The organism is Chamaesiphon sp. OTE_75_metabat_556 (assembly GCF_031378165.1).
Classification (GTDB): domain Bacteria; phylum Cyanobacteriota; class Cyanobacteriia; order Cyanobacteriales; family Chamaesiphonaceae; genus Chamaesiphon.
This window is the reverse complement of record NZ_JANNDR010000458.1, coordinates 1-2,469: the sequence shown is the minus strand read 5'-3', so window position 1 is coordinate 2,469 and position 2,469 is coordinate 1. Positions and strand designations below refer to the sequence as shown.

2 protein-coding genes are annotated in these 2,469 nt (G+C 48.2%); one reads left to right on the top strand and one right to left on the bottom strand.

Going from position 1 to position 2,469, the window contains the following annotated elements; all coding sequences use genetic code 11:
• Positions 1 to 4: 4 nt before the first annotated feature.
• Complete coding sequence (locus RMO27_RS18575) at positions 5 to 1,396, bottom strand: NAD-dependent malic enzyme (RefSeq protein WP_309735274.1); 1,392 nt, start codon at positions 1,394 to 1,396, stop codon at positions 5 to 7.
• Positions 1,397 to 1,623: 227 nt separating this feature from the next.
• Here RMO27_RS18575 and msrA point away from each other — a divergent pair, with 227 nt between their 5' ends.
• A complete protein-coding gene (gene msrA, locus RMO27_RS18570; RefSeq protein WP_396133755.1) occupies positions 1,624 to 2,289 on the top strand; it encodes a peptide-methionine (S)-S-oxide reductase MsrA in 666 nt (221 codons plus the stop codon).
• The last annotated feature ends 180 nt before the right edge of the window (positions 2,290 to 2,469 follow it).

The following is a 2,469-nucleotide window of genomic DNA, read 5'->3' as shown; positions in this document are numbered from 1 at the left end:
ATGCCTAATACTTAGCAATTCCCTCTTCCCGCGCCGCTTTTTGCACCGCAGAGGCGACTGCGGTAGCAACGCGCTTGTCGAACACAGACGGGACGATATATTCGCGATTGAGTTCGTTGGGATTGATGAGTGAGGCGATCGCTTTGGCAGCTTCCAGACACATGTTAATGGTAATCTGATTGGCACGACAATCGATCGCACCGCGAAACACACCAGGAAAAGCTAAGACATTATTAATCTGGTTAGGATAATCACTCCGTCCCGTCGCCATCACCGCCACATCATTACTGACTAATTCTGGTTGAATTTCAGGAATTGGGTTCGCCATCGCAAACACGATCGCATCTTTTGCCATCGATTTCACCATTTCTACACTGACTACTCCAGGGGCACTGACACCCAAGAACACGTCCGCACCAACCATCGCATCAGCCAGAGTCCCCGTTTGCTCGACGGCAAATTCCAGTTTTTCAGGATTCAGATCGGTACGACTATTCGAGATAATCCCTTTGGAATCACAGATACAGATATGCTTGACGCCAGCAGTTGTAAATAACTTGGCGATCGCAATTCCAGCAGCACCAGCACCGTTAATGGTAATTTTGACGGTATCGAGGGACTTTTTGACCAGCTTGAGCGAGTTTAACAGAGCCGCAAGGGTGACGATCGCGGTACCATGTTGGTCGTCATGAAATACCGGAATATCTAATTCTGCCCGCAACCGCGCTTCGATCTCAAAGCAGCGTGGTGCAGCGATATCTTCGAGATTGATCCCCCCGAAGACTGGAGCCAGATGTTTGACAGTTTTGATAATTTCTTCGGTATCTTGGGTATCCAGACAGATTGGGAAGGCATCGAGTCCGGCAAATTCTTTAAATAGCATCGCCTTGCCTTCCATCACCGGCATCGAAGCAGCGGCACCCAGATTCCCCAATCCCAATACTGCGCTACCGTCACTGACGATCGCCACTGTATTACACTTAATCGTTAATTCATAAACGCGTTCGGGTTCGTTGGCAATTGCCATGCAGACACGTCCGACTCCAGGCGTATAGGCCATTGCCAGATCCGACTGACGCGTCAGCGGAATCTTGCTCTCCATCCGAATCTTACCGCCGCGATGGAGTTGCATCGTTCGATCGAATGTACTCGTCAGCCGCACTTCAGTAATCGACTTGACTACTTCGACAATTTGGTCGCCATGTTCGGTACTAGTCGCATCAACCGTCACATCGATCTGCGATAATACCCGCGTCTGCTCGGTAATGTCTAGCGTGCTGATATTGCCACCGACAGAAGCGATACCCTGAGCGATACTCGCCAGCATCCCCGATCGATTGGGCACTTCCAGGTGCATGGAAATACTAAAGGAAGAAGTAGGATTTAAATTTACCATCTCAGTTTTTGAAGCGTCCACAACTAGCAGCTTTAATTATAAAGGTTCGCGATCAGGATAGATCGGCAATCAAGCTTGTCAAGTCGCAAAATACGACCACTTACGTTGGCCTGCGGCCAAATCGATGCGTTAGAATTGATGAAGAAACAGTGCTCTCAAACCCAATATGGGTGGTCTGTTCTGGTTGTCTGGCCGTCAGCTTTCACGACTAAAAATAACTAAAAATCATGCTATCTAACCTCTTTGGTGGTAAAAAATCAACTATTCCCGCGCCAGCGGATGCATTACCGGGCAGAGCCGAAAAAATGGCTCTACCCGCCAAGCACTTTGTCAATGGCAATCCGTTTGCGCCACCATATCCCGATCACCTGGAAACAGCTATGTTTGGAATGGGTTGTTTTTGGGGTGCCGAACGTAAATTCTGGCAGTTGCCAGCAGGCGTGTATATTACCGCTGTGGGCTATGCAGCTGGCAGTACGACCAATCCCACCTATCAAGAGGTTTGTAGTGGTTTGACTGGGCATAACGAAGTGGTACTGGTGGTATTCGATCCGGAAGTCATCAGTTACTCGCAACTGCTCAAAGTCTTCTGGGAAAACCACAATCCCACTCAAGGAATGCGCCAAGGTAACGATGCGGGAACGCAGTATCGATCGGGTATCTATTCCTATTCTGAGAGTCAACAACAATTAGCCCAGGATTCTAAAGTAGCTTATCAAGCAGCTCTCGATCGTGCGGGACATAAAGAGATTACTACTGAGATCCTGCCAGCTCCAGAGTTTTACTATGCTGAAGTCTATCACCAACAATATCTAGCCAAGAATCCTGGCGGTTATTGCGGTTTGGGCGGTACGAATGTGTGTATGCCAGAGAATTTGTCGGTGGCGAATTAGGGGATAGGGGATAGAGGGTAGGGAAACAAGCGTCCTTTCGTCTCCCCATCCCCCAGCCCTTCATCCAGTTTATTGTTTTTCAAGGAACAGCAGCACGAGTTAGAATAATTCGGAAAAAATCTTTTACAATTTGATCGCGAGCTTCTTTTACACTTGAGAAAGAAGCTCCTTTTTTCATCA